Here is a 7,574-nt window from a genome sequence, read left to right as displayed (position 1 = left end):
CCGGATGCGCTGCGCGGCAAGTATCAGTGCTTCACGCAGGCGGACCAGACGAAGCTGCGCGCGGCGGGCTACGACGCGCCGTTCCTGAGCGTACAGAAGGGTGTTGATCGCTACGTACGCTGGCTTGCTCAGGCGCACGCGTGAGATGACCGCGGTGCACCCCGATATGGGCCGGCCGGGGACTACACGAATAATGTTGACGAATCAGTAGCTGGGGAGAGCAATGCAATCGGACGAACTGTTCGAGACCGTCGAAACCCGGAATGGCCGGGTGACGTTCTTCGCTAAAGACACCGGCGCAATTAGCGAATCGCTGCGCCTGTATGGCGAGTGGGCGCATAACGAGTTGAGCTTCATGCTGTCGATGGTGCGTTCCGGAGATACGGTGGTGGACGTCGGCGGCTATATCGGCACGCATGCGATCGCGTTTGCCCGTCGCGTGGGCGAAGCGGGAAAGGTCGTGTCGATTGAGGCGCAGGCGCGCAGCTTCGAACTGCTCGAGCGCAACGTGAAGGCGAACGGTCTCACCAACGTCCGCTTGGAGAACGCGATCGCATCGTCGGTGTCAAAGGATGAGCGGATTCCGGGCATCGACATTGCGTCGCCCGCGAGCTACGGCAGCGCATCGCTGCGAGACGTGTTCGTCGAGGGCGCGGGCAAGCGCGAAGCCGCCGGATCGTCGGAACTGGCGGTAAAGGCCATCGCGGTCGACGATCTGTCGCTCGAATCGTGCGCGCTGATCAAGGTCGACGTCGAAGGCATGGAGGACATGGTGCTGAGCGGCGCGCGTGAAACGATCCGCCGCCATGCGCCCGCCGTGTACGCGGAGTGCAATTCGCTCGACGACGGCCTGCGCTGTTTCCGGCTGCTGAAGGAATGCGGCTACCGCGTGCGCGCACATGTCGTGCTGGCCTACAACGCGAACAACTTCCGGCAGAGCGACGAGAACATCTTTTCGGGCGCGCGCGAAGTGGCGCTGGTCGGCACGCCCAAGTCGGCCGATCCGCTCGCGCACTACGCGGTCCGGCCGTGCGAGCTGCTGCTCGACGTCGAAACTGCGGACGACCTCGCGCTCGCGCTGCTGAACAAGCCGCAGTACGAGCACGAGGTGCTGCGCCACGGCGCGGCGGCCCGCACGGGTGGCGTCGCGGCACTGGACGCGGTAGTTGCGCTGCGCAATTCGGAGCACGAAGCGCTGAATCGCGTCGACCACTATGTCCGCAAACTGGAACATTGCGAAGGCAGAATCGCTGCCATCGAAGAAGACAACAAAAGACTGCGGTTCGAGGTAGCACGCGCTGTCGAGTCGGAGAGCGCGGCACGCGAGGAGACGAACGCACTGCAGGCGACGGTCGACGACATCAAGCGCTCGACCAGCTGGCGTGTCACGGCTCCGCTTCGCGCATTGGGCAAGAAGATCAGCTGATTCCGGACTGGATGCGCTCAGGGTATGCAGCCGACACCCGGGGCCACACGGCCGGCCGGAACGTTTATGAGGTCATGAAGGGATGAAAGTCGTTATCGGTCTGGTGGAACACATCGGCGATATTGTCGCGTGCGAGCCGGTGGCCCGTTACGTGAAGATGCGGTATGCCGGTTGCAGCGTGGCATGGGTGGTCAACAAGGCCTACCGCGAACTCGTCGATTCGAATCCGCACGTCGACGAGACGGTCGCGGTGGACTGCCTGACGGACTGGATCAAGATCTCTCGCCATGGCGGGTACGACAAGGTCATCGACCTCCACGTCAACTACCGCGTCTGCTCGCACTGCCGGGTGCCGCTGATCAAGGATCAGGGCAACCCGTTCATCAACGCGTATGAATGGCTGGACTACGGTGCGTTGCTCGAAGCGTTTTCGATGGGTGCTGGTCTGCCGAAGCTATCGTCGCCGCCACGCCTCTACCTCGGCGCCGCGCAGAAGCGCGCCGTCGATGCGCTCGGCCTGCCGGCGCAGTACTGCGTGATTCATCGTGAGTCGAACAATCTCGACAAGGACTGGACGCGCGAAAACTGGCAGACGCTCGCGCGCTGGATCGCCAACGAAGTGAAGCTGCCGATCGTCGAGATCGGTGTACGCAAGGGCGACGCGCCGTCGCCGCTCGCCGGCCTCGCAACCGATCTCACGAACCGCACGAGCATTCTCGAAACCGCAGAAGTGATTCGCCGCGCACGCTTCTTCATCGGCGTCGACAGCGGCCCGTCGCACCTGGCGAATGCCGTCGGCACGCCGGGTATCGTGCTGCTGGGCAGGATGGGGGCGTTCCGCCAGTACACGCCGTATACGGGCCTCTACGGCAGCGTCGCGCCCGAAGTCAAGCTCGTGCGTAACCTGCTCGGGCCGGCGCGCGAACTGGCTGTGCAGGAAGTGATCGACGCAACGCGCTACGTCGCGAGCATCCTGAACGACCGCGCGGCGGAAGCAGCCGGTGGTGGGCAACCTGCCATGCCGGCCCAGGCGGTGCGCCATGCGGCACGCAGCACCTATGTCGATCCCGACGATCGCGAACTGCTGCGCGGCTCGTCGCTGTTCGACCCGGCGTGGTATGCGCTGCATCATGAGGATGTCGAAGCATCGGGTGTCGATCCGGCCGAGCACTTCCTGACGATCGGCGGCGCGCTCGGCTATCGTCCGGGGCCGCACTTCGATACTCAGGGTTACCTGAAGCGCTATCTGGACGTGACTGAATCCGGCGTGAATCCGCTGCTGCACTTCATCCGGCATGGCGAGCGGGAAGGGCGGATCGGCAGGTTGCCTGCGCAGCCCGTCGGCGGCCATCACGACCCGATGATCCAGAGCGAAGGCCGTTCGCTGTATGCGGAACAGCCGCGGCTGTCGGACGCGCTCGACCAGCCGGAGATCACGCTCGCGTCGCCACGGGCAGCGGTGGCGGACTCGGAGGTGCCGCGCACGTTCGCGTTCTATCTGCCACAGTTCCATCCGATTCCTGAGAACAACTGGGCGCACGGGCCGGGCTTTACGGAGTGGAACAACGTCATCAAGGCGAAGCCACTATTCACAGGTCACTACCAGCCGAAGATTCCGGGCGAGCTCGGCTACTACGACCTGCGCTCGTTCGACGTGATGCGCCAGCAGGTCGAGCTCGCAACCGAGTACGGCATTTCAGGTCTGTGCTTTTACTACTACTATTTCCACGGCAAGAAGCTGCTCTATAAGCCGATCGAGAATTACATCGGTTCGGACCTGAAGATGCCGTTCTTCTTCCTGTGGGCGAACGAAAACTGGAGCAAGCGCTGGGACGGCGGCGATAACGAAGTCATCATCGCGCAGCAGCATTCGAAGGAAGACGATCTCGCGTTCATCCGCGAACTGATGCCGGTTTTCGAAGACGATCGCTACACGAAGGTGAACGGCAAGCCGATCCTGTGCATTTACAAGGCTCACCTGTTCCCGGACATCCTCAGTACCACGGAAATCTGGCGCGACGAGATGGCGCGTCGCGGCTTCCCGGGCATCTATCTGGTAATGGTCGACGACTGGACGCCGGACCCGGTGCAGCCGCGCCAGCTCGGCTTCGACGCGAGCTACGAGATTCCGTCGAACATGGTGCCACCGCACGTGCTAAGCCGCGAAACTGCGTCGCTCGATCTGCCCGAGGATTTCACGGGACGGATCGTCGACTACGATCGATTTGCGCGCTTCCACATGAGTCGGCCGGCGCCGGAGTATCGCCGTCTGCGGACCGTGATGCTGCCCTGGGACAACACGCCGCGCTATGGTTCGCGCGCGCTCGTGCATATCAATACAGATGGCGATTCGTACCGCCTGTGGCTGTCGCAGGCGATGCTCGAAACCTATGCGCACTATCCGGCCGAGGAGCGCATCGTATTCTTGCATTCGTGGAATGAGTGGTGCGAAGGCACCTACCTCGAACCGGACGGCCGGCGCGGACGCCGCTATCTGGAAGAAACGCGTGATGCGATCGCCGACGTGAAGAACGTCCTCGCGCTGCGCGGCAACGAGGAGCAGGCCCGTGCGCTGGCGTTGATCGAGCGGGTGCAGCGCGTGAAGGACGAAGGCGCGTACCGCATCCTGCAGGCAGCGCGGATGCAGTCCGGCATGCTGTGGCGCGACCGCGAGACGGCGCGCGCCGAACTGGCGGCCCGCGGCAGTCATGTATCCGGCGACGCGCCCGCGGCGGGTCCCGCCGGCGAGCCGCCGCGGCCCGTGCTGGCCCGCGTCAAGCGCCGGATTCGCCGAATGGTGAACGGTCAACGCTAAGCGTGCTTCGGAGTGCGCAGGATCGCACGGTGGGTGTGGGGCGATCCTGCGGTGTATTGCATGTAGCGGCGTTGCCGTCGCCGAACCGACTTCTCTAAGGGCATCGGGTTGAATTCTTCCCTTTCTTCAGGCATTGGCCGCACGACGCTGGTCGTTCTGCTGGCGCTTCTTGGCGTGACAGCGGTATACATGACGGTTGGTACGGTGCGATGGGAACTGTCGAACCTGTTCTGCATCCCCGCCTACGACGACATGTTCGATCACGCGCGAATGTATCGCTCGTTCGTCAGCGTCTCGAACTTTCTGCACTATCTGATCTCGCCACACAACGAGCATCGCATCGCGACGACGCGTGTGCTGTCGTTCATCGATGACCGCTATTTTCACGGCCGCGAATACACGCAGATCGCGGCCACCAACGTTTTGCAGATTCTGTCGGCCGGACTCGTCTGGCGCGCGATGGTGCGGCACGACAGCAACGTCGACCCGGCCGTAAAGATCGCGCTGTTCTTCGCGGTACTGCTACTCTTCGTCAACCCCAACCTGCTGTATACCCTGATCTATCCGTTCCAGGTGCAGCACGCGATCATGGCGATTCTGTGCCTGCTCGCGGCCACGGTGGTTGCTCAGGCGGCAGCGTCGGCAACGACTCCCGACAGCCATCAGGAACTGCTGGTGATCGTGGCGTTGCTGGTGCTCGCGGTCGTCGCCACTTTCACGTTGGGTAACGCACCGGTTATCCTGATCGGCGCCGCGGCGATGGCGATCATCCTGCGCTGGCGTCTGCGGATCGTTGCCGTGCTGGCGGTGCTGGCCATTGTCCACACAGTGCTGGTCCTGAAGACGACGGTGTCGACCGGTGTTCAGTCGAACAATCCGGTCCAGATCGTGCGATTCGCGCTGTTCTACCTGGGTGGCCCGTTCGTTCGCTTCGACGCGTGGCCGGGTGGATACGTCACGTGGTCCTCGTCGCATCTGCTCGCGGAAGGCTGCGGCGCCGTGATCCTGCTCGCCGCGATCGGCTTCTCGATTGCGCGGCTCCTGAAGCCCGGTCTCGGTGGGTCGGCGGCCGCATTCGGTCTGATGGTGCTGGTTATCGTCGTCGTGACCGGGCTCGCGGCGGGTCATGCGCGGGCGCAGTTCGGGCTGCTCGAAGGCGCGAGCAAGAAGTACGCGTCGTTCGCGGCGCTCGGCTGGGCGGGAGTCGCCGCCGTCTGCGAGGGTTTGAGGCGCGAGTGGGCCGCGAAACGGCCGGCCTCGAAAGCATGGTTGACGCTGGCGCTGCTCGTCATCTTCGTGCCGTTCGCGGTGTCGGGCTGGAACCATGAGCCGCGGCTGTGGGCGAAGTGGCGCGAACAGAACTGGGAGGCGGCGCTCGCTGTCTTCGTCCAGGCCAATGACGCTGATTCGATGCATGCGCTCGACGAAGACAAGGACGACATCCGCGTCTACGCGAACTACGCGCAGCAGTTGAACACGAACGTGTTTTCGTATTTCCCGTTTCGCTATGGGGACACTGTGGAGCGCGCGCTTGGATCGCGTCACGAAACTGCATGCCGCGGTCAGGTGGACGGCGTTCAGAGCATTCCAGCGCAGCAGTTGACCGATGTTTTCCAGGTGCCCGGCTCAGTGGGCCGCATCTCGGGCTGGACCTGGATAGATGCTGACCATGCGCCCGCGCAGACCGTGATCGCGGTGGACGGCGAGCATCGGGTCGTCGGTGTCGCCCGGACCGTGCGGACGAGTGCCGTGGCCGAGCAGTGGCTCGGACAGAAATTCGGGATCGACGTGGGCTATGCCGGGTTTGTCCGGGCGCAGCAACTCGCCGGACTGACGTTCTACGCATTGTCGAAATCCGGCAAGACGTACTGCGTGCTCGGCGGCGAGAATTCAGCGCGTTGACCTCGTAGGGATCATGCTTCGCTTCCGATGGCTCTGGACTCGCGTCATCAGTTTTACTGACTAACCCGATGCCGACCTCCGTGACATCCTTTGGCATTGCGACGTGCACGAGCAACGGCATGCCGTTCCTCGATTCCTAACTGCGCTCGCTGACAGATCAGACGCGCTTGCCGGATCAGATCGTCGTGAGCGACGATCGCTCCTACGACGTCACCTGGGAGGAGCACCTCGTCGTGTGGACGGGTAAAGTTCGTTCGACTACGTCGATCCACGTCACGCTATTGCGGAACGAGACGCACCTCGGCCTGACGAGCAACTTCGAGCTGGCGGTTCGCGCGCTAGAATGCGGCATCGTCTTCCTTGTGGACGAGAGCGGCGTCTGGACGCACGACAAGATCGCAACACGCCGTAAATTAATTGCCGCGGCCTTGCTCGTGCATTCCTACGCCGAACTCATCGACAAAAAAGGGCCGCGACCTCGGGCGGTCGCTATTTCAGTCGTTGTATCCGACGCCTATCGATCGAGTGCTCGCGCAGGTGCGCTGTTCCTTTGAAGTCTGTTGCCGCCGCAACCTGGTGACCGGTACGACGGCGGCATTTTGTCGCGAACTGTTGGCGCTCGCGCTCCCGTTGCCGCTGGAGTGGGTGCATGACGAGTGGCGCGCGGCCTGTGCGGCCGCGTGGAAGACCGTCGCGATGTTGCCTGACCGGCTGACGCTCTATCGGCAACACGGCCGCAATGCGATCGGGGTACCGACAAGCCGCCTGTCGCGGCTTGTCAACTACGTGAGGCGCGTGCTCGAATTTCCGCGCGACGAATACCTGATGCGCAACATCGCTCGCTTTGCCGCGTTGCACCGGCGGTTCCATGAGACGTCGGTGGCGCGGGCCGATGCATTAGCGCTCCTTTCCGAATCCGAGCAGCATTTCCTGCGCAGGCGGAGCAGAACTTTCCTCGTAACTTTGTACAGCGGATCATATCGATCGTGCGCGAAGCGCGGACCCGTAGCTATCAGCGTTTTGCGGACGGTGCCGCAGGCATGGTCCGAGACTTTATTCACCGCTAGTCGATCTGGGGGCTAACGGCCAGGTGCGTGGCTGCAGTTACTTCTGACGTACAGACCGGATCGAGTTCCACAGCTTGCGACGGATCGCTCCCCCAGTTTCAAGATCGCGGTACATGCTCGAATAGCTAAGTGGGCCATGCGCGACAACCGGCTACGCCGCGGCCCATGATCGAAATATCGTGGTCGGGCCGTGGCTGGGCAAAAGTGTCCAACGAGACTTTGGCGGGTCAGAGTGGGGTCGACGACCGGAGATCCGCCGTGCGCGAGGCCCCCCGCGTCAGAATAGATGCCGCCCCGATAGAATTGGAACCTGGGGGCAGTAAAGAGAGAACGAATTGGCGCGTTACGGACAGACATTTAAGGA

At 63.0% G+C, this 7,574-nt stretch carries 5 protein-coding genes and 1 pseudogene; all 6 read left to right on the top strand.

Going from position 1 to position 7,574, the window contains the following annotated elements:
- A pseudogene (locus tag DVS29_RS36450) lies at positions 1-144 on the top strand (ADP-glyceromanno-heptose 6-epimerase); the annotation flags it as partial.
- Between the two features lie 79 nt (positions 145-223).
- On the top strand, positions 224-1,426 hold the full coding sequence (locus DVS29_RS36445; RefSeq protein WP_118186168.1) for an FkbM family methyltransferase: 1,203 nt from the start codon (positions 224-226) through the stop codon (positions 1,424-1,426).
- Positions 1,427-1,508: 82 nt separating this feature from the next.
- On the top strand, positions 1,509-4,241 hold the full coding sequence (locus DVS29_RS36440; RefSeq protein ID WP_118186166.1) for a glycoside hydrolase family 99-like domain-containing protein: 2,733 nt from the start codon (positions 1,509-1,511) through the stop codon (positions 4,239-4,241).
- 108 nt (positions 4,242-4,349) lie between these two features.
- Positions 4,350-6,143 (top strand): hypothetical protein, encoded by a 1,794-nt coding sequence (locus DVS29_RS36435; RefSeq protein WP_124800781.1) that lies wholly within the window; start codon positions 4,350-4,352, stop codon positions 6,141-6,143.
- A 185-nt stretch (positions 6,144-6,328) separates the two neighbouring features.
- Entirely contained in the window at positions 6,329-6,697 is a 369-nt protein-coding gene (locus tag DVS29_RS38085) for a glycosyltransferase family protein (protein ID WP_240655993.1), read from the top strand.
- Complete coding sequence (locus DVS29_RS38080) at positions 6,669-7,226, top strand: glycosyltransferase family protein (protein WP_240655992.1); 558 nt, start codon at positions 6,669-6,671, stop codon at positions 7,224-7,226. Before DVS29_RS38085 ends, DVS29_RS38080 begins: the two co-directional genes overlap by 29 nt.
- Positions 7,227-7,574: the final 348 nt, after the last annotated feature.

The organism is Paraburkholderia phosphatilytica (assembly GCF_003443895.1).
In the GTDB taxonomy this organism is placed as follows: Bacteria; Pseudomonadota; Gammaproteobacteria; order Burkholderiales; family Burkholderiaceae; genus Paraburkholderia; species Paraburkholderia phosphatilytica.
The sequence above is the reverse complement of the archived record's forward strand: the minus strand, read 5'-3'. Positions and strand labels throughout refer to the sequence as shown.